The 21,740-nt window shown below is 56.8% G+C and carries 19 protein-coding genes; 15 read left to right on the top strand and 4 right to left on the bottom strand.

Annotated elements, in window-relative coordinates:
* Nucleotides 1–208: 208 nt before the first annotated feature.
* The 7 genes from ACYX4K_RS12720 to ACYX4K_RS12690 all read left to right on the top strand — a co-directional run bounded on the left by ACYX4K_RS12720 (nucleotide 209) and on the right by ACYX4K_RS12690 (nucleotide 6,310).
* Complete coding sequence (locus ACYX4K_RS12720; RefSeq protein ID WP_475091752.1) at nucleotides 209–991, top strand: DUF3450 domain-containing protein; 783 nt, start codon at nucleotides 209–211, stop codon at nucleotides 989–991.
* Nucleotides 988–2,358: a MotA/TolQ/ExbB proton channel family protein gene (locus ACYX4K_RS12715; RefSeq protein WP_475091753.1), complete on the top strand. Its 1,371-nt coding sequence runs from the start codon at nucleotides 988–990 to the stop codon at nucleotides 2,356–2,358. Before ACYX4K_RS12720 ends, ACYX4K_RS12715 begins: the two co-directional genes overlap by 4 nt.
* A gap of 14 nt (nucleotides 2,359–2,372) precedes the next feature.
* Nucleotides 2,373–2,900, top strand: a complete 528-nt coding sequence (locus tag ACYX4K_RS12710) for a MotA/TolQ/ExbB proton channel family protein (protein ID WP_475091755.1) — start codon at nucleotides 2,373–2,375, stop codon at nucleotides 2,898–2,900.
* A gap of 149 nt (nucleotides 2,901–3,049) precedes the next feature.
* Complete coding sequence (locus ACYX4K_RS12705; protein WP_043319449.1) at nucleotides 3,050–3,451, top strand: ExbD/TolR family protein; 402 nt, start codon at nucleotides 3,050–3,052, stop codon at nucleotides 3,449–3,451.
* Between the two features lie 5 nt (nucleotides 3,452–3,456).
* Nucleotides 3,457–4,077: an energy transducer TonB gene (locus tag ACYX4K_RS12700; RefSeq protein ID WP_475091756.1), complete on the top strand. Its 621-nt coding sequence runs from the start codon at nucleotides 3,457–3,459 to the stop codon at nucleotides 4,075–4,077.
* Between the two features lie 14 nt (nucleotides 4,078–4,091).
* Entirely contained in the window at nucleotides 4,092–5,429 is a 1,338-nt protein-coding gene (locus ACYX4K_RS12695) for a tetratricopeptide repeat protein (RefSeq protein WP_475091757.1), read from the top strand.
* 230 nt (nucleotides 5,430–5,659) lie between these two features.
* The gene (locus ACYX4K_RS12690; RefSeq protein WP_475091758.1) at nucleotides 5,660–6,310 is read left to right on the top strand and encodes an energy transducer TonB; all 651 of its coding nucleotides are present in this window, start codon (nucleotides 5,660–5,662) and stop codon (nucleotides 6,308–6,310) included.
* 86 nt (nucleotides 6,311–6,396) lie between these two features.
* Here ACYX4K_RS12690 and ilvD read toward each other — a convergent pair whose 3' ends face one another.
* The 4 genes from ilvD to ACYX4K_RS12670 all read right to left on the bottom strand — a co-directional run bounded on the left by ilvD (nucleotide 6,397) and on the right by ACYX4K_RS12670 (nucleotide 12,236).
* Nucleotides 6,397–8,232, bottom strand: coding sequence for a dihydroxy-acid dehydratase (gene ilvD, locus ACYX4K_RS12685; RefSeq protein ID WP_475091759.1), 1,836 nt, complete (start codon nucleotides 8,230–8,232; stop codon nucleotides 6,397–6,399).
* A gap of 184 nt (nucleotides 8,233–8,416) precedes the next feature.
* Entirely contained in the window at nucleotides 8,417–9,730 is a 1,314-nt protein-coding gene (gene argA, locus ACYX4K_RS12680) for an amino-acid N-acetyltransferase (RefSeq protein ID WP_475091760.1), read from the bottom strand.
* Between the two features lie 278 nt (nucleotides 9,731–10,008).
* On the bottom strand, nucleotides 10,009–11,163 hold the full coding sequence (gene argE / locus ACYX4K_RS12675) for an acetylornithine deacetylase (protein WP_475091761.1): 1,155 nt from the start codon (nucleotides 11,161–11,163) through the stop codon (nucleotides 10,009–10,011).
* 50 nt (nucleotides 11,164–11,213) lie between these two features.
* Nucleotides 11,214–12,236 carry an AraC family transcriptional regulator gene (locus tag ACYX4K_RS12670; protein ID WP_475091762.1) on the bottom strand — a complete coding sequence of 341 codons (1,023 nt, stop codon included), beginning with the start codon at nucleotides 12,234–12,236 and terminating at the stop codon, nucleotides 11,214–11,216.
* Nucleotides 12,237–12,393: 157 nt separating this feature from the next.
* On the opposite strand from ACYX4K_RS12670, the gene ACYX4K_RS12665 reads away from it, so the two are divergent.
* The 8 genes from ACYX4K_RS12665 to ACYX4K_RS12630 all read left to right on the top strand — a co-directional run bounded on the left by ACYX4K_RS12665 (nucleotide 12,394) and on the right by ACYX4K_RS12630 (nucleotide 21,730).
* Nucleotides 12,394–13,374, top strand: a complete 981-nt coding sequence (locus ACYX4K_RS12665; RefSeq protein ID WP_475091764.1) for a quinone oxidoreductase family protein — start codon at nucleotides 12,394–12,396, stop codon at nucleotides 13,372–13,374.
* A 10-nt stretch (nucleotides 13,375–13,384) separates the two neighbouring features.
* Nucleotides 13,385–14,233 carry a TauD/TfdA dioxygenase family protein gene (locus ACYX4K_RS12660; RefSeq protein WP_475091766.1) on the top strand — a complete coding sequence of 283 codons (849 nt, stop codon included), beginning with the start codon at nucleotides 13,385–13,387 and terminating at the stop codon, nucleotides 14,231–14,233.
* 45 nt (nucleotides 14,234–14,278) lie between these two features.
* Nucleotides 14,279–15,331: a beta-keto acid cleavage family enzyme gene (locus tag ACYX4K_RS12655; RefSeq protein WP_475091767.1), complete on the top strand. Its 1,053-nt coding sequence runs from the start codon at nucleotides 14,279–14,281 to the stop codon at nucleotides 15,329–15,331.
* A gap of 108 nt (nucleotides 15,332–15,439) precedes the next feature.
* Entirely contained in the window at nucleotides 15,440–16,723 is a 1,284-nt protein-coding gene (locus ACYX4K_RS12650; RefSeq protein WP_475091768.1) for an MFS transporter, read from the top strand.
* Complete coding sequence (locus ACYX4K_RS12645; RefSeq protein ID WP_475091769.1) at nucleotides 16,720–17,361, top strand: DsbA family oxidoreductase; 642 nt, start codon at nucleotides 16,720–16,722, stop codon at nucleotides 17,359–17,361. Before ACYX4K_RS12650 ends, ACYX4K_RS12645 begins: the two co-directional genes overlap by 4 nt.
* A gap of 26 nt (nucleotides 17,362–17,387) precedes the next feature.
* A complete protein-coding gene (locus ACYX4K_RS12640) occupies nucleotides 17,388–18,395 on the top strand; it encodes a YeiH family protein (protein WP_475091770.1) in 1,008 nt (335 codons plus the stop codon).
* Nucleotides 18,396–18,699: 304 nt separating this feature from the next.
* Nucleotides 18,700–21,063, top strand: a complete 2,364-nt coding sequence (locus ACYX4K_RS12635) for a TonB-dependent receptor (RefSeq protein ID WP_475091771.1) — start codon at nucleotides 18,700–18,702, stop codon at nucleotides 21,061–21,063.
* Nucleotides 21,064–21,151: 88 nt separating this feature from the next.
* On the top strand, nucleotides 21,152–21,730 hold the full coding sequence (locus tag ACYX4K_RS12630; protein ID WP_475091772.1) for an RBBP9/YdeN family alpha/beta hydrolase: 579 nt from the start codon (nucleotides 21,152–21,154) through the stop codon (nucleotides 21,728–21,730).
* Nucleotides 21,731–21,740 lie beyond the last annotated feature (10 nt).

Raw genomic sequence — 21,740 nt, 5'->3', positions numbered from 1 at the left:
CCGCAAATGTGTGCATGAACCCCGCGGGTGTTACCCGGGTGTTACCTTGCTACACAGGCGGGACGGCGTAGTCAATCCGCATTTGAATAATCAAATCGGCTGTTTACAATGTGCGGCTCTTAGCTGTCTTCAAACCAAAAACTACCGCGTTGTGGCAGCTAATCCATCGCGACCATGTTGTGAAATATTGAACCCACTGGGGGGTCTAATGAAAACCAAGCGATTCATGGCTGTGGCGCTGACCACTGCGCTGTCTGCCGGCGCACTGTACGGTAGCGTAGCCACTGCGGACACACTCAACACCGTACTCAAGGTTGGCGAGCAGAAAACTGCTGCTGCCACTGCATCTCAAAAGCGCATCGACAAGATCGCTCAGGAAACCTCCGACCTGCTTCAGCAGTTCAAGGTAGTAAACAAAGAGATCGACGGTCTGCGTGTATACAACCGTCAGCTCGAGAAACAGCTGGCCAACCAGCTGGCCGTGATCAAGGATCTCGACGAGTCCATCGATCAGGTAACCGTTATCGAGCGTCAGATCCAGCCGCTGATCCTGCGTATGCTGGACGGTCTGGAGCAGTTCATCGAACTGGATGCCCCCTTCAAGCTGGCCGAGCGTAAGGCCAACCTCGAAGGAGTTAAGAACAATATGGACCGTTCCGATATCACTGTAGCGGAAAAATTCCGTCAGGTGCTGGAACTGTACAATTTCGAATCTGAATACGCCCGTAAGATCGACAGCTACGGCGACACCCTGAACGTGAACGGTCAGGATCGCGAAGTAAACGTACTGCAGGTTGGTCGTATCGCTCTGGTAGCTCAGACCACTGACTCCAAAATCTCCCTGGCCTATGACAAAGAACAGAAAGCCTGGGTTGAGATTGACTCCGGCGAATACCGTCGCGCCATCATGCAGGGTCTGAAAATCGCCAAGAAACAGGCTACTACCGACATCATGACTTTGCCGATTACTGCTCCGGAGGCTGCGCAATGAAAACCTCTATCGCCAAAAGCGTTCTCGCCGTAGCGGCTGCTGGCCTGATCAGCGTTTCCGCTGTTGCCCAGGACAAAGCCTCCTCCCTGGACCAGCTGCTGAAGATGGTTCAGAGCTCCAAGATCTCCGAGTCTGCCGAGCACAAAAAACGCGAAGCCGACTTCCGTCGTCAGAAAGCTAATCAGTCCTCCCTGCTGAGCCAGGCTGAAAACACGCGCGCTTCCGAAGAAGCCCGCTCCGCGGCGCTGGAGAAGAAGTACGAAGACCAGGAACTGCTGGTTCAACAGAAACGCGAAGCGCTTGATCAGCGTCTGGGTTCTCTGAAAGAGCTGTTCGGTCACCTGACCTCCACCGCTGGCGACTTGCGCGCTAACCTGGACGGCTCTCTGGTTTCCGCCCAGTACCCGGGCCGTGCTGAGTTCCTCGATCAGCTGATCGACAAAATGAACTCTGCTACCAAACTGCCGACTATTCCGGAAATTGAGCGTTTGTGGTTCGAACTGCAGCGTGAAACCGTAGAAGCCGGTAAGGTTGTGAAGTTTAACGGCACTGTAATTCTGCCTGACGGTGAACAGGTTGAGCAGGAAGTGGTACGTGTTGGTAACTTCAACCTGGTTTCCAACGGCAAGTACCTGGAAATGAACGACAACCAGAAGATGGCAGAACTGATCCGCCAGCCTGATGGTCACTTCCAGAAAATGGCTTCGAACCTGCAGGCAGCTACCAGCGGTTTCACCGCCTTCGGTGTTGACCCCACTGGTCCTACCGGCGGTTCCTACCTGAAAGCCATGATCAACAGCCCGAGCATTGTTGAGCGCTGGCACCAGGGTGACAAAGTGGGTTACATCATCACTGCGGTGGGTGTATTCGCTATCCTGCTGGCTATCTGGCGTCTGATCGTACTGTCTGGTGTTAACGCCAAAGTTAACGCTCAGCTGCGTTCCTCTACTCCGAACACCAACAACCCGCTGGGTCGTGTTCTGGCTGTAGCCGAAGAGAACAAAGGCGTAGACGGTGAGACTCTGGAACTGAAGATGGAAGAGGCGGTGCTGAAAGAGCGTCCGGCCATCGAATCCGGTCTGAACCTGCTGAAGATCATCGCGATGGTAGCCCCGCTGCTGGGTCTGCTGGGTACCGTTACCGGTATGATCGTAACCTTCCAGGCGATCACCATCTTCGGCGCGGGCGATCCTAAAGCAATGGCTGGCGGTATCTCCTCTGCACTGGTAACCACCGTTCTGGGTCTGTGTGTCGCTATCCCGACTGTACTGCTGCACACCGTAGTGAACGGCCGCGCCAAGCGTATCCTGCACATTCTGGACGAGCAGAGTGCCGGTATCGTTGCAGAAAACGCTGAGCGTAAATAAGAGGAGGCGGCAACATGCACGCATTGAATGACGCATGGGCCGCCGTTGTCGCCTTTATGGCGTCGGGCGGGCCAGTACTACTCCTGATCGCCGGCCTGACCTTCTTTATGTGGACGCTGATTTTCGAGCGGTTCTTCTACTTCAAGAGTGGCCTGAAGAGTGATGTTCAGGGCGCTGTGGACACCTGGGAAGCGCGCCCCGAGCGCAAATCCTGGGGTGCCCACCAGATCCGCTACGCGCTGATTTCCCGGGTATCCGAGAAAATCGACAGCAACTTGGACATGATCCAGACCTGTGTAGCCCTGGCGCCGTTGTTCGGCCTCCTGGGTACCGTTTGGGGCATGATCAACGTGTTTGAGGTTCTCGCGATCACCGGCGGTGGTGATGCCAAGCAAATGGCCAGTGGTGTATCCATGGCGACCATCCCGACAATGGCGGGCATGGTAACCGCACTGTCCGGTGTATTTGCTAACACCTATATCACCCGTACCGCCCAGCGTGAAAGCCAGCTGCTGGAAGACCATCTGACGATGGATCACTAAGGCACCACAAGTGTGTTGCTGCCGCAATCGAACGAGTGCGGCGGTAACCGAGAAGGTTTAGCCAACACGGAAGCTTCCATTTTCACTCTGTGTCAGTGGGAGCTTCAGGGCCAAATCTCGCTATTAGCATTTTGCTAGAGAGAGTTGCAATGAGCAGAAAACAGAATACGGCGGAAGAAGAAGGGCAAGCGATTGACCTCACGCCCATGCTGGACGTGGTGTTCATCATGCTGATCTTCTTCATCGTCACCGCGACCTTTATCAAGGAGCCAGGTGTCGATGTTCTGAAGCCGGAAGCGACAACCGCTGATCTCAAAGCCGCCTCTATTCTGGTAGCGATTAACGACAACAACGAAATCTGGATTGCCAAAGAGCAGGTAGATGACCGCCTGGTGAAAAACACCCTGGAGCGTCTCTACGCGGAAAACCCCAAGGGGTGGTTGGTTATTCAGCCCGATAAAAAGGCGAGTATCGAGAAGGTTGCCCTGATCGCGGACGCGGCCAGGAAGATCGGAATCGAGAAAGTGTCGGTCGCTACAGAGAAGAGTTAACAGCTATGAACCCGGTAAGACTAGTAGGGGCGGGTGCGCTGGCAGTAGTCACCACCATTGCCCTGATCTTCACCATGCATGCGCTGATTGAAGCCAATATGAAAGCTCCCGATGACGAGGAGCAGATCAAAGTGGCCGATATCGTGATGCCGGAAACGAAGATCGAAACGCAATACGACACCAGCAAACCGGATAAGCCCGACGAGCCCGAGCAGCCGCCACCCGATATGCCGGAGCCGGAGTTTGACCAGCCGGACGTAGACAATGCCCTGAACATGTCTGCACCGACTGCCAATGCCGACCTGAACGTAGGTGGTATCGGCGGCTTCGCTTCCGAAGGTGACTACCTGCCTATCGTGAAGGTTCAGCCCCAGTATCCACGTCGCGCCTTGCAGCGCGGTATCGAAGGCTGGGTTGTTGTGGAATACACGGTAACCAAAAACGGTTCTGTACGTGATCCGCGTGTTGTGGAAGCCTTCACCAAAGACGGCAACCCCACCACCATCTTCAACCGCGCTGCTGTGAAGTCCGCGTTGAAGTACAAGTACAAGCCGCGGGTTGTTGACGGTGAACCGATTGAAGTGCCTGGTGTAAAAACCAAGATCAGCTTCAATATGGCGCAATAAGATAGGGGACGCATATGAATATGACGACCGTGACGAAAGGCCTCTCCAGGCTCGTCCTGCGCACGTCCGTAGCGCTGCCCCTGGTCCTGGCGCCGGCAGTGAGTGTAACCGTGCTGGAGGCCGTGGGTGTTTCCACTTCTTTCGCTCAGGCTGAGGCCCAGAGCGAGCAGAAGACCCGCAAAACGCCTTCCATGCGCGAAAGTGCATTCAAGCACCTGGGCAAGGCCCAGGAAGCTGCTGATGCCCAGAACTGGCCGGCTGCCCTGGCGGCACTGCGGGAAATGGAAGCGGGTAAGGACAAGCTGAACGGTTATGAAACCGCGCAGATGTACTACTTCTACGGCTTTGTTTACTACAGCATGGAGAAGTATCCGCAGGCGATTACCTACTACAAGAAAGTGCTGGATCAGGGTGAACAGAACCTGCCGGTAGCACTGGAAGTGGGTACGCTGCTAACCGTGGCCCAGCTTTACTTCGTTACAGAAGATTACAAGCAGGCTGTCAACTACCTGAACCGCTGGTTCAAGGTAGCCGACAATATCAACGCGGATTCCTACGCCCTGCGCGCCCAGGCTTATTACCAGCTGGGCGACAACAACAAGGCACTGGCCGATATCAATCAGGCCGTGTCCATGTACGAAAAAGAAGGCAAGACCCCGAAGGAGAACTGGCTGGGCCTGCAGCGTTTCCTCTACTACGAGAAAAACGACTACAAGCAAGTGGCCAATATCCTGGAAAAGCTGGTCAAGTATTACCCGAAAGGGGAGTACTACAAACAGCTGGCGGGTATGTACGGTGAGCTGAAGCGTGAAGACGATATGCTTCACATGATGGAAGCTGCCTACATTGCCGGTGCCCTGCAAAAAGAGAAAGAGCTGTTGAACATGGCTTACCTCTTTATGGGTGCAGAAATGCCGTACAAGGGTGCCAAAGTGATCGACAAGGGCATGAGCGAGAAGAAGATTGCCCGCAACTCCAAAAATCTGGAAACCCTGGCTCAGGCATACCAGATGGCTCAGGAGCTGCAAAAATCGATCCCTGAACTGGAAGCTGCTGCAGGTATGTCCGACAAGGGTGACCTTTATTCCCGTCTGGCCGGTATCTACCTGGACCTGGACAAGAATAAAGAAGCTCTGGATATGGGTACCAAGGCGCTGAAGAAGGGCGATATCAAGCGTCCGGATCAGCTCTACATCGTGCTGGGTATGGCGAACGCCAACCTGAAGAAGTACGACGCCTCGCTCAAGAACTTCAAGAAAGCCCTGGAAGACAAACGTTCCGAGAAGTTTGCCAAACAGTGGATCACTTTCGTAGAAGGTGAGCAGGAGCGTGAGAGACAGCTGGCAATGTAAAACCCTACATTGACCGGATGTTTTTCCAAAGAAAGGCCGCACACTGTGCGGCCTTTTTTTTTGCGTCTGAACAGGATTGGCATAATTTTGATCGATTAATGGGAATTATTTGCAATTTCGCCGGATTCAACTAGAAATGTAGGTAGCTGATCAGCTTTTTCCATCGCACCGACTCACCCCGTGCGCCGGTGCGTTTCAAACAACACCTGAAAATAAAAAGGAGAGGTGTTATGGAGCTGGCTTATCCGCCCAATTCCGTTTCAGATCTTTCAATACCCATTCAATCTACCGCCGCCGTGCGCAACCTGGCGATGGCCCTGGGGGTTACCGGATTACTGTTGTTCGGTATGTCGCAGCTGATCGCCACTGACTTTGAAGCACCACTTGTGGAGCCTCCTCCAAAAGTTGCACCGATTCATATGCCGGATGTAAAGCCTACGGTGCATCGGCAGGAGACCGTTAGTAAACCACAGGAGTTACCGCCACCGGTGACGCCGGCTACTGTTGAGCGCACCGTGGAGCCTGGTTCTATTCCCCTGGATATTCGCCCACCGGCTTCAACCCGGACCAAAGTGAATACCGCAATCATCAGTGCGGATCCACTACCCATTTACAAGCCGGCACCCCGCTACCCACGGCGTGCGATGGCCAGGGGAATCGAAGGCTACGTAGTGGTGGAATTCACCATCAGCAAGAACGGCAGTGTGAAGAATCCGCGGGTTGTGGGTGGATACGATACCGCCGGGGCGCCGACGGATGTGTTTGATCACTCTGCGTTAAAGGCCGTTGAGCGCTTCAAATACCGACCAACGGTGGTGGATGGTGAGCCGGTTGAAAAGCACGGTGTACGCAACCGGATCTCTTACAAGCTGGCAGAATAACCACTTCGTCAGTGCACTCCATTAATGGACCAAAAAAAATAGCGGGCAATGCCCGCTATTTATCTTGCCGCTGGGTGACCCCAGGATTAGTCGATTTCTCGCACCGCGCCTTTATCGGCACTGGTTGCCAGTAATGCGTAGGCTTTTAGCGCGCGGCTTACCTTGCGCGGGCGAACCTTCGCCGGTTTCCAGCCTTCCTCACCTTTCGCGTTCATCGCGTCGCGGCGGCGTTGCAGTTCCTCTTCCGGAATATCGATTTCGATCAGGCGCTTGGGAATATCGATACGGACCAGGTCACCATTCTGTACCAGACCGATATTGCCGCCGCCGGCTGCTTCCGGTGATACGTGGCCAATTGAAAGGCCTGAGGTTCCACCTGAGAAGCGGCCGTCGGTAATCAGCGCGCAGGACTTACCCAGGCCTTTGGATTTCAGGTAGCTGGTGGGGTACAGCATTTCCTGCATGCCCGGGCCGCCTTTGGGGCCCTCATAGCGCACGATGACAGCCTCACCTTCCTTCACCTTGCCTTCAAGAATATGCGCCACGGCGTCTTCCTGGCTTTCGACGATGTGGGCGGGGCCTTCAAAGTGCCACAGCTCTTCTTCCACCCCGGAGGTTTTTACGACACAGCCGTTGGGGGCGAGGTTGCCGAACAGTACCGCGAGGCCACCCTCGGAAGAATAGGCATGCTCGACAGAGCGGATACAGCCCTCCTCGCGGTCGCCGTCTAGGTTGTTCCAGCGGCAGTCCTGGCTGAACGCGGTTTGTGTAGGAATGCCGGCTGGGCCCGCACGGAAAAACTTGTGTACTTCCGGGTTATCTGTACGGCGAATATCCCACTCTTCCAGCGCTTCTTTAAAGGAGCTGCTGTACACCGTTGGCAGGCTGGCATCCAGCAGTCCGCCGGCCTCCAGTTCGCCGAGGATGGACATGACGCCACCCGCCCGGTGTACGTCTTCGATATGGTATTTCTGAGTGTTCGGCGCCACTTTGCACAGCTGCGGAATCTTGCGTGACAGGCGGTCGATATCGGACAAATCAAAGTCGATTTCGCCTTCCTGGGCCGCCGCCAGCAGGTGCAGGATAGTATTGGTGGAGCCGCCCATGGCGATATCCAGGGCCATCGCATTGCTGAACGCGGCGCGGTTGGCGATGCTGCGGGGAAGGGCGGAATAGTCATCCTCTTCGTAATGGCGCTTGGCCAGGGCGACGATCTCGCGGCCCGCGCGCAGGAACAGCTGCTCGCGGTCGGCGTGGGTAGCGAGCATGGTACCGTTCCCGGGCAGAGACAGGCCCAGTGCCTCGGTCAAGCAGTTCATGGAGTTTGCGGTGAACATGCCGGAGCAGGAACCGCAGGTGGGGCAGGCGGAGCGCTCGTACTCGGCGACCTTTTCGTCGCTGGCATCATCGGTAGCGGCAATCACCATGGCATCCACCAGGTCCAGCTTGTGGTCGGCTAGCTTGGTTTTGCCCGCTTCCATGGGGCCACCGGAAACAAAGATCACCGGGATATTCAGGCGCAGGGCCGCCATCAGCATTCCGGGGGTAATTTTGTCGCAGTTGGAGATACAAACCAGTGCGTCGGCGCAGTGGGCGTTTACCATATATTCCACGGAGTCGGCGATGATCTCGCGGCTGGGCAGGCTGTAGAGCATGCCATCGTGGCCCATGGCGATACCGTCGTCCACGGCGATGGTGTTGAACTCTTTGGCAACGCCGCCGGCTTTCTCGATTTCTCGTGCCACCAGCTGGCCCATGTCCTTCAGGTGTACGTGCCCGGGCACGAACTGGGTGAAGGAGTTGGCCACGGCAATAATCGGCTTGTGGAAATCTTCATCCTTCATGCCGGTGGCGCGCCACAGGGCGCGGGCGCCGGCCATATTGCGGCCGGCGGTGGAGGTGCGAGAGCGGTACTGAGGCATAGCGGTACTTACTAAACGTGTGAACGTGGATCAGAATTTGGTGGTTTGCCCGAAGTTTGGGCGGGGTAGCAATGTACCCCGGGGACGCGACAGGTTAGCAAAATGGAAGCGCTATTGCGCGGTTGCCAAAAGTAGGAGAATCCTGCGCAAGACCTGTCCGTTTCCCGTGGGTTTTCATGCAAGTCTATTGCGCTTTCAGCGGCTTGCGTAAAACGCGGGAATTTCGCTGAATGTTGTACAGAGACTTGCGGCTCGTGGGCAGATCCGCGACATCCATCTGGGTGAAGCCGCGCTCGATAAACCAGTGTTCGGTCTGGGTGGTCAGTACATAGATGTCCGCCAGATCCAGCGCCCGTGCCTGTCGCTCAAGATGTTGCAGCAACTTGGCACCGCGGCCGCCGCCGCGAAACTCCGGATGAATGGCCACACAGGCAATTTCCGCGGCGATGGTGTCGCCCTGATCGTCGAGAATCGGATACAGCGCCGCACAGGCCACCGGGGTGCCATCCACTTCCACCAGGGTAAAGTGGTCGATTTCCGACTCAAGCTTTTCTCGCGAGCGGCGCACCAGAATGCCCTGTTTCTCCAACGGCCGGATTAGCCCGAGAATCCCGCCCACGTCGTTGATCCGCGCCCGCCGGATCACCTCGTAGCTATCCCGGTAAATCATGGTGCCGGCGCCCTCGCGGCTCAGCAGTTCCTGCAGCAGGGCGCCATTGTCTGCGTAACTCAGCAGGTGCACACGTTGCGTACCGGCGTTACAGGCTTTGATGGCGCAACTCAGTGTTTCGCTATCGAGGTGGTCGGCAACGTCTTCCGCCTGATGGATACTGAGGTCATAAATCGTCTCGCCGTTGACTTCCAGTTGTGGCTGGTCGCGAAACAGGATCAGTTTCTCCGCCTGAAGCGTCTTGGCCGCTTCGGCGGCGAGATCCAGATAGTTGAGGTTAAACAGCTCGCCGGTCAGGGAGGTGCCAAAGGGTGACAGCAGCACCAGGGAGTTTTCCTCCAGCGCGCGGCCAATGGCCTGCACTTCCATCCGTCGCACCTGCCCGGTCCAGCGCATATCCACGCCGTCGATAACGCCCACCGGACGCGCGGTAACAAAGTTGCCGGAAACCACTTTCAGCGCGGAGCGCGCCATGGGCGAATCCGGTAACCCCTGGGAAAACGCGGCTTCAATTTCGAAGCGCAGTTTGCCCACCACCGCCTTGATCACCTCCAGGGTTTCGCGGTCGGTAATGCGGGTGTTGCCCTGAAAACGGCTTTCGATACCGGCGGCCGTCAATGCGCGGTTCACCTGCGCGCGGGCCCCGTGCACCAGCACCAGCTTTACCCCCAGGCTGATTAACAGAGTGAGGTCGTGTACCAGGTTGCGAAAATTCTCATGCTCGAACCCCTCCCCCGGAATCGCAACCACCAGGGTTCGCCCGCGCAGATCATTGATATAGGGCGCGGCGTTTCTGAACCAGTTGAGGGTGGTGGTTTCTGTATTCACGAGCTTTTGTGTTCTGCAGATTAATCGTAAGTCGGCTCAATATACCGTATTTTCTGCGGCAGCAGTGGTTAATGTTAAAGCGGGGATTTGTTCGGGCTGGGTGGCGGTGCCGCTACCGGGTGCACTTTTGCGAGACACGTCGTGAACCCATCCATGGGGACTCTTCCGCGAGGTGGCCCGGCCGCTCCAGGCATTCACGGCGCCTTCGGCCCCTCTCGCGGAAGGTCTCGCAAAAGTGCACCCGGTATCGCCACCTTCTCTCGGACTTCTAAACGCTGTCAGAGGCAAAACTTCCCAATCATCCCTTTCAACACGTCGACCATCGGATCAATCCGCTCAAGGCCGAGGTATTCATCCGGCTGGTGGGCCTGATCAATATCTCCGGGGCCGAGAACGATTGTCTGCATGCCGAGCTTTTGCAGGAAGGGCGCCTCGGTGGCGAAGGCCACGCTTTCGGCACTGTGCCCGGTCAGCTGTTCGGCTACCCGCACCAGCTCAGATTGTGCCGGCTCTTCGAAAGCCTCCACGCCGCCGATCAGGGATTCCATTTCCAGCTGGATCTTCTCGCCGCCTATTACGTCTTTCAGACGCTGGTGCAGTTCCCCACGCAACTCGTCCATCGGCATGCCCGGCAATGGTCGCAGGTCAAATTGCAGTTCCGTGTGCCCGCAGATGCGGTTTGGATTATCGCCGCCGTGAATACAGCCGAGATTGAGTGTCGGCACCTGAACGGCAAACCCGGGATTGGTGTAGCGTTCCTGCCACTCTCCGCGCAGTTTCAGAATTTCTCCCATCGCGGTATGCATCGCCTCCAGCGCGCTGGCGCCGTACGCGGGGTTGGAGGAGTGGCCGGCCTGGCCGGTGATGCGCAGCCGTTCCATCATCATGCCCTTGTGCATACGGATGGGCTTCAAGCCGGTGGGTTCGCCGATGATGGCGTAACGGGCCTTGGGCAAGCCGGCCTTTACCAGTGCGCGCGCCCCGGACATGGAGGTTTCCTCGTCCGCGGTGGCAAGGATGATCAGTGGCTGCTGCAACGGCTTGTTGGCAAAGGCTTTCGCGGCTTCGATCGCCAGCGGAAAAAAGCCTTTCATATCCGTGCTGCCGAGGCCGTAAAAACGGTTGTCGCGCTCGCTCAGTTTGAACGGATCGGATTTCCAGCGGTTGTCGTCGTAGGGCACGGTATCGGTGTGTCCGGCAAGTACCAGCCCGCCATCGCCCCGGCCAAGGGTGGCGATCAGGTTGGCTTTATGGGGCTGGTCTTCCATGGGCATGATTTCAATCTTGAAGCCCAGGGTTTCCAACCAGGCGGCGAGCAGGTCGATAACGCCGCGATTACCCATATCCAGTTTGGGGTTGGTGGCGCTGACGCTGGGACTGGCGACCAGCTGCTGCAGCTGTTGCTGAACTCCCGGCAGGTTGCGAGCGCTCATGGTGTACGTCCTTTTGTTATTTCCGACTTGTCTGTTCTTCAGCGATTAAATCAATTATTCGGCGCACTTTCGTCCGTGTCGTGTTCGGCGCGCCAACGGGCGGGGGACATCCCAAACTGGCTGGAAAACCAGCGAGTGAATGAGCTTGCCACCGAGTAGCCGAGCATATCCGCAATTCTGCCAAGAGAATAGTTGGGGTTTGCCATGTAGTGCACCACCAGGTTGCGGCGCACTTCGTTAATCAGGTCGGAAAAGGTTTCCCCACTTTCTTCAAGCTTGCGTTGCAGGGTGCGCACGTTTACCCCGAGGGCATGGGCGATCTGTTCAATATTGGCACGCCCCATGGGCAGGAACAGATAAATCGCCTGGCGAACCTCGTAGGAAAACGGTTGCTGTTTGGAGCCGGGCAGGGAGGCAATATAGGTTTCCGCATATTTCGCCATGGCTGGATCGGCAGATGGATTTGGGCTGTCGAGATCCGCTGCCGGACACACCATGCCGTTGAAGTCGGAGCCAAACTCGATTTTGCAATTAAATATACGCTTGTGTACCTGCAGATCCGGCGGTGCACTGTGTGTGAAGTTGACGCTGATCGGATGCCACTGGCCACTCAGCAGTGCGCCGCACAAACGAAACAGCACACCGATTGCAAGTTCGGTCGCCTGACGGGACGGGCGTGTATTGCTGGTGACGACTTCCTCGTGTACGACCACGACTTTCCCCGCATCCTCCAGGTGCATGACCAGCGCATCGTTCATCAAGTGGCGGTATTTGATGGTGGTATTTAACGCATCGCGCAGAGTGCGCAGATGTGGCAGCAAAAGACTGATCGCACCGAAATCCGACAGTTGGCGAAATTCTGCCAGGCGCAGCCCGAACGTCGGGCACTGACTTTCCTCTGCGGATAGTTCCAGCAGATCCACCACCGCATCTACCGAGATACGTGTATCCGCCTGTCCCAACACCGTGGGACGCAACCCGACATCGTGCATCAGACGCTGGTAGTTCAGTCCCAGTTGCTGGGCCAGTTCGGCATAGTCATTCAGCGCCGCAGCGCGAATCTGACTCGTCATTTATCCATCCTCAGACGGTTTTTCTTCCATTTTAGTGTGTCATGAAAAGAAAAGTATATGTCGCTCGAAGTGAAGATGCGCAAAGGGGGAAACCATACAGTAGATACCAGAAGCGAATATCAACCGAAAACGCGAAAGCACTACAGGAGGCCTGGGAATGGTCAAGGCTGTTCGATTTTATGAAACCGGGGGCCCCGAAGTCCTGCGTATCGAAAATGTCGAAGTGGGTAAACCCGGACCCGGCGAAGTGCGTCTGCGCCACGTGGCGGTAGGTCTGAATTATGCGGATACCTATTTTCGCAATGGCACCTATCCCATTCCCATGCCCAATGGTATCGGTGTGGAAGCTGCCGGTGTGGTGATGGAAGTGGGTGCCGGTGTGACCAATGTCACCGCAGGTGACCGAGTCACCTACACCGGTTTCCTCAACACCCTCGGTGCCTATTCGAGCGAGCGACTGATTCCCGCGGCGCCACTGATCAAACTGCCGGAAACCATTGCCTACGAAACTGCGGCGGCGATGACCATGCGTGGTCTGACGTCCGCCTATCTGATGCGCCGTATTCACGATTTCAAAGCGGGGGACACCATTCTGCTGCACGCGGCTGCCGGTGGTGTTGGCCTGATTGTTTCCCAATGGGCGAAGCTGCTCGGTCTGAATGTCATTGGCACCGTCTCTTCGGAAGCCAAGGCAGAAGTGGCGCGGGCACACGGCTGCGATCACGTGATCAATTACAGCTGTGAAGATGTGGTGACCAGCGTGCGCGACCTGACCGGTGGCGTTGGCGTGGATGTGGTGTTCGACAGTGTTGGCAAAGACACCTTTATGGCGTCTCTCGACTCGCTGAAACGCCGCGGACTGATGGTTTGCGTCGGTACCGCTTCGGGCACCATTCCGCCTTTTGATCCACAGCTGCTGGCGATGAAAGGGTCGCTGTATATGACGCGCCCGGCACTGGCAGACTACATTGCGGACCCCGCAGAAAAAGAAGCACTGGCCGGCGAGCTGTTCGACCTGGTGGGTAGCGGCCGGTTGAAGATCGGTATCAATCAGCATTACGCACTGGAAGATGCCGTGCAGGCGCACCGGGATCTGGAAGCGCGCAAAACCACCGGCTCATCGATTTTCATTATCTGAGGTGTCGACCATGCGCATTGAACCGCTCACCTGCAGTATCGGCGCCGAACTGTCCGGGATCAATCTCGCCGACGCCGTTCACGACGATGGACTGTTCGAAACCATTCGACAGCTTCTCATCGAGCACAAGGTACTTTTTCTGCGCGACCAGAATTTTTCCCGCGCGCAGCATGTCGCCTTTGCCGAGCGATTTGGCGAGCTGGAAGATCATCCGGTTGCTGGGTCTGACCCTGAGCACCCGGGGCTAGTGCGGATTTATAAAAGTCCGGATCAGCCCGCAGACCGCTATGAAAATGCCTGGCATACCGATGCCACCTGGCGCGAGGCGCCGCCGTTTGGTTGTGTGTTGCGCTGTATCGAATGTCCGCCGGTGGGCGGCGACACCATGTGGGTCAATATGGTGAAGGCCTATGAAATGCTGCCCGAGCATGTGAAAAAACAGATCGATGGTTTGCGTGCACGCCATTCCATCGAGGCTTCTTTTGGCGCCGCCATGCCTATCGAAAAACGCCTTGCGCTGAAGGAACAGTTTCCCGACGCGGAACATCCGGTGGTGCGCACACACCCGGACACCGGAGAAAAAATTCTGTTTGTGAATGCGTTCACCACGCACTTTACCAACTTCCATACCCCGGAGAATGTGCGCTTCGGTCAGGACGCGAATCCGGGTGGTGCAGACCTTCTGCGCTACCTGATTAGCCAGGCAACGATTCCCGAGTACCAGGTGCGCTGGCGCTGGCAACCGCACAGCGTCGCCATCTGGGACAACCGCAGTACCCAACATTATGCCGTGATGGACTATCCGGCCTGCCACCGCAAGATGGAGCGCGCCGGCATCGTGGGCGATAAGCCTTACTAAATCACTATTCGAAAAAAATAAATTGCGAACGATGAGGAGTGAAGAATGCAGTTCCTAGATGATTCCCTGCACCCGCAGAACCAGGACAAAGTTGTAATTACCGTAGCCCCCTACGGACCTGAGTGGATGCCGGAAGATTTCCCGGAAGATATTCCGGTCACCATGGAGGAGCAGATCCAGAAAGCCGTCGACTGCTATGAGGCCGGTGCCACCGTATTGCACCTGCACGTACGTGAACTGGATGGCAAAGGCTCCAAGCGCCTGTCCAAATTCAATGAACTGATTGCCGGCGTGCGCGAGGCGGTACCCGACATGATCATCCAGGTGGGTGGTTCCATTTCTTTTGCCCCGGAAGAAGGGCAGGAAGCCAAATGGCTGTCCGACGACACCCGCCATATGCTCGCGGAACTGTCGCCGAAACCGGATCAGGTAACCGTGGCCATCAACACCGTGCAGATGAACATCACCGAGTTGATGCATGAAGAAGACGTCGCCGGTACCAGTATCTGCGACCCGGCCTACTGGGAAGCGTATCGCGAAATGACTGTGCCCGCAGGACCGGGCTGGGTGGAGGAGCACCTGAAGCGTTTGCAGGCGGCCGAGATTCAGCCGCACTTCCAGCTGACCGGTATGCACTCGCTGGAAACTCTGGAGCGCCTGGTGCGTCGCGGCGTTTATCGCGGTCCGCTGAACCTGACCTGGGTCGGTATTGCCGGTGGTTTCGACGGCCCCAACCCCTACAATTTTATGGAGTTTATCCGCCGCGCCCCGGACGGTGCCTGCCTCACACTCGAATCCCTGATGAAAAATGTGTTGCCGATCAACACCATCGCCATGGCACTGGGCCTGCACCCGCGCTGTGGTATTGAAGACACCCTGATCGACCAGCACGGCAATCGCATGACCTCGGTGGCGCAGATCCAGCAACTGGTGCGTCTGTCTCACGAACTGGGGCGCGAAGTCGCCAACGGACAGGAAGCGCGAGAAATCTACCGCATTGGCACCTGGTATAAAGACGCCAATGAAACCCTGGCGGCCCATGGTATGGCGCCCAATCGCAAGCTTGGACAGAAGAATGTTCCGCTGCGCGGGTATTGATTCAGCAATCCCGAACCGCAGCTGTTGAGTCTCGCACTGGCGGCCCTGTGCCGCCAGTGACGAGGTGACCGCGCTGTTCTGTACGCTGGCTTTCTGCGAGGAACCGCCATGGCCCACTATGCCGACAGTGATATTCCGGTCGTCTCGGTATCGCGCCGTTACGCCTGGATTATTTTCGCCCTTACCTTTGGTCTGCTGATTTCCGACTATATGTCGCGGCAGGTTCTCAACGCTGTATTTCCACTGCTCAAACTCGAGTGGCAATTGAGTGACGCCCAGCTGGGTTCCCTTTCGGGTATTGTTGCCCTGATGGTCGGTTTGCTCACCATACCGCTCTCCCTACTTGCCGACCGCTGGGGCAGGGTAAAAAGCCTGACCCTGATGGCGCTGCTGTGGAGCCTCGCCACCCTGATGTGCGCACTGTCCGACAGTTACGCGGAAATGTTTGCGGCGCGTTTTCTGGTGGGAATCGGTGAAGCTGCCTACGGCAGTGTGGGTATCGCACTGGTGATTTCCGTGTTTCCGCCAAGCCTGCGTGCGACGCTGGCGGGTGCCTTTATGGCCGGCGGTATGCTGGGGTCGGTGCTTGGTATGGCGTTGGGCGGAGTGCTCGCGGAGCACCTCGGCTGGCGCTGGGCATTCGCCGGTATGGCCATTTTCGGCATCGTCCTTGCGCTGATCTATCCCGTCATCATTCGCGAAAAACGCGTGACGCCGGCTACTTCTGCAGCCAGCGCGCAGCGCCCATCTCTGCGCGGCCTGGTCAACAACCCGTCGGTGCTGTGTGCCTACATCGCCAGCGGTCTGCAACTGTTTGTCGCGGCGTCGCTGATGGCCTGGATCCCCAGCTTCATGAATCGCTATTACGATCTCGGAACCGACAAGGCCGGTATGGCCGCAGCAGTATTTGTTCTGATCAGCGGTGCCGGCATGGTGGTGTGCGGCAATCTGTGTGACCGACTGTGCCGGAATCACGCGGAGCGTAAAATTTCGCTCGCCATTATTTACTGCCTGTTGTGCTGCCTGTTTCTGGGCGTCGGGTTTCGCCTGGAGTCTGGGGTGGTGCAACTGGTGCTGATCGGCCTCGGCATGTTCCTGGTAGCGGGGACCACCGGCCCCGCCGGCGCCATGGTGGCGAATCTTACACACGCGGCGATCCACGGGACCGCCTTTGCAACCCTGACCCTGGTCAACAATCTGCTTGGCCTGGCGCCGGGGCCGTTTGTGACCGGCATGTTGGCGGATGGGGTTGGACTCTCTCAGGCTCTGGCACTGGTGCCAATCATGAGCCTCGCATCGGCACTGGTTTTCTACTGCGCGAAGCGCCACTACCGGCGGGATATTGCCAGTGTGCGTGATCTATCCGCACAGGGGGCGGTAGTCGCGGCATGAGTAATCTGAAAATTGAAGTGGCGTTTGATTTTATCTGCCCCTGGTGTTTTATCGGCAAACGCAACCTGGAAGTTGCCACGGGATTGCTGCGTGAAAACCTGCCGGAATTGCATATCGACGTATTCTGGGTGGGCGTGCAATTACTACCGGGGCTTCCTGTCGCTGGTGTTCCGTTCAAGGATTTCTATCGCCAGCGGTTGGGAAGCGATGAGGCGGTGCGTATTCGTCAGGAGCAGGTCAGCCGCGCTGCGTTGAACGCCGGAATCTCCTTGCGCCTGCAAAATATTCCGATCATGCCGAATGCGAAACTGGTGCATCGGATTTTTCATCGAGCGCAGCAGCTGGGCACTCCCGCGCAGGCGGACGAGTTTCTCGAATGCCTGTTTCACGCGTACTTTATTCACGGGCGCGATATCGGCGATGTGGAAATCCTGCTCGACATTGCCGAGGGCTGTGCACTGGATAGCCGCATGCTGGCGGACGGTGCGGCTGTGGCTCCTAAGTCTTTTCACTCGGCTTCCGCGGTGGAGGGGGTGCCGAGTTATACCTTCAATCACCGAATGCGCCTGCACGGTGCGCAGCCGCCGGAACAATTATATGCCGCGCTTTGCCAGGCGCTTGACGAACTGTCTGTGTAAGGACGCGAACAGCGAGGGGTTATCTCATGATTGCTGCTACCTGGGTTTCTGTGCGCTCGCGATCGCAGGTTCTGTTGCCCGGACTGATTGCCAGTACCGTCGTTGCCGCTGCGGCGAGTTTTCTTTCCGAACATTACTCCGCGCCGGTGATGCTGTTCGCCCTGTTACTGGGAATGGCGATGAATTTCCTCGCAGCGGATGGACCCTGCAAGGAAGGCATTGAATTTACCGCGCGTACGATATTGCGTATCGGTGTCGCCCTGTTGGGTATGCGGATCACCTTTGATCAGGTCGCCTCCCTGGGGTGGGGGCCGATCATCCTGGTGATAGGCATCGTTACTGCGACCATATGTGTTTCCGTGGGGCTCGCCCGGGCACTGGGTTTTCAGTCGCTGTTTGGCGTATTGACCGGCGGTGCCACCGCGATCTGCGGCGCTTCCGCGGCGATGGCGCTGTCTGCGGCCATGCCTGCGCACCCGGCCAAGGAGCGCGCAACCCTGTTTACCGTGGTGGGGGTTTCCGCACTGTCGACCATGGCCATGATTGCCTATCCGATGGTGGTGCAGTGGTTTGGGCTGGATGATGTTGAGGCCGGTATTTTCCTGGGTGGCACTATCCACGATGTGGCTCAGGTGGTAGGGGCCGGCTACAGCATTTCCCATGAGGCCGGCGATACCGCCACCATCGTCAAGCTGATGCGCATTGCCATGTTGTTGCCGGTGATTCTGTGTGTCGTTATGGTCTCCCGCGCCCAGGGTGCGGAGGATGGTGGCAAACGCCCTCCACTGCTGCCGCTGTTTGCGGTGGTCTTTGTATTGCTTGCCGCGGTCAACAGCACCGGCTGGGTACCACCGACGGCACAGCAGTTTGGCAGCGACCTGTCGCGCTGGTGCCTGGTTATTGCGATCAGTGCGCTGGGCATGAAAACCCAGCTAAAAGAACTGGCCAAGGTCGGGTTCAAACCGATACTGCTGATGCTGATCGAAACCACGGTGCTCGCGGCGATGGTCCTGGCCATTCTCTATTTCAGCTGATCGATCATCACTCTTTCCCGCTCTGCTTAATACCGCTGCATGCGGTGCAAGACCCTGCAAAAGTCGGTGTACTTTTGCGGGGTTTTCTTTTTCTCGGGCGCGCAAAAAACATGCAAAAAAGTCGCCGAGTGTCATCAAATGAAAACTGCCTGTCGCCTCAAGAAAAGTCCAGATTCACGCCCTCTTTTAGAGTGAGTCCGTGGCCGAGCGTTCCGGACCACCCCACATGCTGACGGGAATCGATGTTTTATTTCGGTCAGTCACGCTTCAGTGCGAGGCACTGAAGCATTTTGAGGAGACAATAATGAAATTTATACGCACCAATCCTGATAAAGATAATTCCATTGGACTGGTACAGCCGTCGCTGCTGGCTCTTGCTGTTGGCCTGGCGATTCATCCGTTAAGCGGGTTGGCTGAAACTAGCGATGCGAGAGACCTGAGAATAGACGAAGTCACTGTTACCGCACAGAAGCGCAGCGAAAGCCTGCAAGATGTCCCCGTCGCAGTGGACGCCCTGACCGGAGATCAATTGGCAAAGGCCGGATTCCGCGATGTCGACGATGTCGCCGCCCAGATTCCGTCACTGATTGTGACCAGCAACCTTTCCCCACTGAATGCCACTTTTCGCATTCGTCGTATTGGCAACGAGGGCAATATCCCCACTTTTGAACCGGACACCGCATTGATCATTGATGGCGCATTCCGCTCCCGTTCCGGGGTGGGCCTGGGCGAACTCGTCGATGTGCAGTCGGTGGAAGTTCTCAAAGGACCCCAGAGCACCCTGTACGGAAAAAATGCCAGCGCCGGTGTCATCATCGTCAATACCGAGGCCCCGACCTCAGACTTTGCCGGTATGGCCGAGTACGGTTTTGGCTCCGAGGGCCTGAGCCAATTCAAGGGCTCCGTCAATGGCGCGATCAGTGATGGTGTCAACGGTCGCGTCAGTGTTTCCAGTACCCGCCGCGATCAGATGATCGAGAACACCCTAGGCGAAGGCGGTGACAGCCAGGACGGACAGGCTCTGCGCGTTCAGCTGAGCGCGGATCTTTCCGACAACCTGACTTCCAGACTGATTCTGAGCCGCATGGAGCGGCATATGAACACCATGCTTGGGGACACCTGGTACAGCCCAACGGTAGTGACAGTTGCCGGGGCCATGTCCCAGTTTGGCGCCGGCAGTGCGGTGACCAATAACGATCCGTCGGATCGTATTATCGAGCAGGTGGGGACCAACGATTTCGACCAGCAGGTGACCGACGGCGTACTGCAGTTTGAATACTCCGGCGATGGATACCTGTTCAATGCCATTACCGGATTTGAGGATTACTCCTCCAGCAACATCATGTATGGCGTGGAGCAGATGCCATCGGACCTGCTGGTATTCAACGATCTGCAGGACGGGCGCTCTTTTTCCCAGGAACTGCGTCTGATGTCGGATAACAGCGAAAACCTCGAGTGGTTGCTTGGTGGCTTCTACTACAACAACACATTTACCCGCGGCGACAGAAACGGTGCAGAGTTTGAACTGCAGTCCGATATTGCCATGCTCGGCAATGTGGTCGGCTCGGTACTTGGCGTACCCGAGCAATTCCGCCCGGCACTGTTTGGTAGCGATGGTGATACCGGTGACGTTTTTGCCGAACAGGACACCCAGAGCTATGGCATATTCGGCACCCTCGGTTATCACATCAATGAGAACCTGAAGCTGGACACTGGCCTGCGCTACTCAATGGATGCGAAAGACGGAAAAGTCGAGCAGCACACCACCACCGCACTCGGTTGCGTACTCAATAATCTCGTCTGCTCGCTCACGCCGGATGCCAGCGACTTTGAAGACAGCGACAGCTGGTCTGCGATTACCGGCAATGTCACCCTGAGCTGGTTTGCCAACGACGATACCATGATCTACGGCACCTATTCCCGTGGTTTCAAGGCGGGTGGCTACAGCCTGCAGTGGGGCGACTTCAGCGAAGAGGCGCGACCCTTCGACGAAGAAGATATCGATAACTTCGAGCTCGGCTGGAAAACCGAAACCTGGGGAAATCGTGCGCGCATCAACGGCAGTGTATTCCATACCGAGTATTCCAATTTCCAGAATGCCACCTTTATTGGTCTCGCCTTTGCGGTAAACAATGCGGAGAAAGTAGTGGTGGACGGCATCGAGCTGGACTCCACCTGGCTGCTCAGTGAAAACCTGACCGGGGTAGCCAATCTCGCCTATATCGAGGCCAAGTACGATACCTACACCGGCGGACAGTGCTACTACGGTCGCGCACCGGAAAATGCACTGGGGCAGTGTGATCTGAGTGGTGAAATCCTGCCATTTGCACCGAAACTCACCGGCAACCTGGGGCTGGAATGGGAGCAGCCTCTGATGGGCGGGGATTTCTATTCCCGCGTGGATTACCGTTTTACGGATGAAGCCAATTACAGCTCTGAACTGGATCCCCGTCACCAGGAGGATGCCTATTGGGTGGGCAACCTGCGTGCGGGTTGGCGCAACGATACCTGGGATATTTCCACCTGGGTTCGCAACCTGCACGACGAAGTGTATTTCATTCAGAAAACCGCATCACCGATTGCCTCTAAGCTCGATGGCGGCGCTTCCTATCAGGCATTTACCGGAACACCGCGCACTTTCGGGTTGACCGCACGGATGCACTTCTGAGCCTGATCTCGCGAGACGGCTAAGTGGTAATTCAATTTGGGGGGCGGATCAGTTATCTGTTCACGCCCCTTTTTTTACAAGGTGAACAATGGAAACACAAGCGACTGTTTTGATCGTGCCCGGACTGCGGGATCACGTCGAAGCGCACTGGCAGACTCACCTGGAGAAAAAACTGCAGCGTGTGTGCAGTGTGCCTCCACTCACAGAGCAAAAGCTGGACTGCAATGCGCGGATTGAGAATATCCAGCGTCAGATCGAGGGTATCAAGGGTGACATCATTCTGGTGGCACACAGTGCCGGTTGTCTGATGGTTGCCCACTGGGCGGCCCGTTACTCCCGCGAAATCAAGGGCGCGCTACTGGCTGCGCCGCCGGATATGAATGCGCAGTGGCCACCCCAATACCCGACGCCGGATACCCTGCGTGAGCACGGCTGGGAGCCACTTCCCGACAAGCCACTGCCATTTCCCAGCATTCTCGCAGCGAGTACCGATGATTATCTGGCTTCCTTCGCCGCAGCGGAAAAGATGGCGGCTACCTGGGGGAGCAAACTGGTCAATCTCGGCAAGGTCGGCCATCTGAATCCGGCGTCCGGTTTTGGGCCATGGCCGATGGCAGAAGCCTTTATTGAAGAACTGGACAGCTGCCTGACGCCTTGCTGTCTGTAAACAAGAATTT

This window comes from Microbulbifer sp. ABF4_107, assembly GCF_056312215.1.
The sequence above is the reverse complement of the archived record's forward strand: the minus strand, read 5'-3'. Positions and strand labels throughout refer to the sequence as shown.

Coding starts and splice junctions, on each gene's coding strand:
- ACYX4K_RS12720 (WP_475091752.1), top strand. CDS start 209: ATGAAAACCAAGCGATTCATGGCTGTGGCGCTGACCACTGCGCTGTCT.
- ACYX4K_RS12655 (WP_475091767.1), top strand. CDS start 14,279: ATGCAGTTCCTAGATGATTCCCTGCACCCGCAGAACCAGGACAAAGTT.
- ACYX4K_RS12660 (WP_475091766.1), top strand. CDS start 13,385: ATGCGCATTGAACCGCTCACCTGCAGTATCGGCGCCGAACTGTCCGGG.
- ACYX4K_RS12650 (WP_475091768.1), top strand. CDS start 15,440: ATGGCCCACTATGCCGACAGTGATATTCCGGTCGTCTCGGTATCGCGC.
- ACYX4K_RS12705 (WP_043319449.1), top strand. CDS start 3,050: ATGAGCAGAAAACAGAATACGGCGGAAGAAGAAGGGCAAGCGATTGAC.
- ACYX4K_RS12695 (WP_475091757.1), top strand. CDS start 4,092: ATGAATATGACGACCGTGACGAAAGGCCTCTCCAGGCTCGTCCTGCGC.
- ACYX4K_RS12640 (WP_475091770.1), top strand. CDS start 17,388: ATGATTGCTGCTACCTGGGTTTCTGTGCGCTCGCGATCGCAGGTTCTG.
- ACYX4K_RS12700 (WP_475091756.1), top strand. CDS start 3,457: ATGAACCCGGTAAGACTAGTAGGGGCGGGTGCGCTGGCAGTAGTCACC.
- ACYX4K_RS12665 (WP_475091764.1), top strand. CDS start 12,394: ATGGTCAAGGCTGTTCGATTTTATGAAACCGGGGGCCCCGAAGTCCTG.
- ACYX4K_RS12630 (WP_475091772.1), top strand. CDS start 21,152: ATGGAAACACAAGCGACTGTTTTGATCGTGCCCGGACTGCGGGATCAC.
- ACYX4K_RS12690 (WP_475091758.1), top strand. CDS start 5,660: ATGGAGCTGGCTTATCCGCCCAATTCCGTTTCAGATCTTTCAATACCC.
- argE (WP_475091761.1), bottom strand. CDS start 11,163: ATGAGCGCTCGCAACCTGCCGGGAGTTCAGCAACAGCTGCAGCAGCTG.
- ilvD (WP_475091759.1), bottom strand. CDS start 8,232: ATGCCTCAGTACCGCTCTCGCACCTCCACCGCCGGCCGCAATATGGCC.
- ACYX4K_RS12715 (WP_475091753.1), top strand. CDS start 988: ATGAAAACCTCTATCGCCAAAAGCGTTCTCGCCGTAGCGGCTGCTGGC.
- ACYX4K_RS12645 (WP_475091769.1), top strand. CDS start 16,720: ATGAGTAATCTGAAAATTGAAGTGGCGTTTGATTTTATCTGCCCCTGG.
- ACYX4K_RS12635 (WP_475091771.1), top strand. CDS start 18,700: ATGAAATTTATACGCACCAATCCTGATAAAGATAATTCCATTGGACTG.
- ACYX4K_RS12670 (WP_475091762.1), bottom strand. CDS start 12,236: ATGACGAGTCAGATTCGCGCTGCGGCGCTGAATGACTATGCCGAACTG.
- ACYX4K_RS12710 (WP_475091755.1), top strand. CDS start 2,373: ATGCACGCATTGAATGACGCATGGGCCGCCGTTGTCGCCTTTATGGCG.